This window comes from Bradyrhizobium pachyrhizi, from assembly GCF_001189245.1.
Lineage (GTDB): Bacteria > Pseudomonadota > Alphaproteobacteria > Rhizobiales > Xanthobacteraceae > Bradyrhizobium > Bradyrhizobium pachyrhizi.
In genome coordinates this window covers 72,917-73,178 of the sequence record NZ_LFIQ01000103.1, presented here as the reverse complement: position 1 = coordinate 73,178, position 262 = coordinate 72,917, and the positions used below count along the sequence as shown (strand labels likewise).

Sequence of the window (262 nt, the reverse complement as noted above, 5' to 3'; positions counted from 1 at the left end):
GATCGGCGCAGCCTGGTCGAAGCGCTCCGAGGAGGGGCGCGATTACCTCTCGCTCCGGTCACCTGACCCATTCAATATCGCGATCCTGGCGAACCTGTTCGACGAGGAAAGTGACGCGGGATCATCCTTTGTGGGTGGCGGCCGCAAGAATGGTTGAGATGGTTGTTCCGCCGGTCTGGCCGGCTCGAACAGGCGGGTCTGCGCGAGCAAGGACAGTCAAGCGCGTCCACGTCATGCCGCCAACGCAAAACGCACCCAAGCC

Annotated in this window: 1 protein-coding gene; it reads left to right on the top strand. The window is 63.0% G+C overall.

The annotated features are described in order from the left end of the window. Positions 1 to 157 (top strand): DUF736 family protein (locus AKL29_RS41175; RefSeq protein WP_152977773.1); only part of this gene is annotated, 157 nt, incomplete at its 5' end. Between the last annotated feature and the right edge of the window lie 105 nt (positions 158 to 262).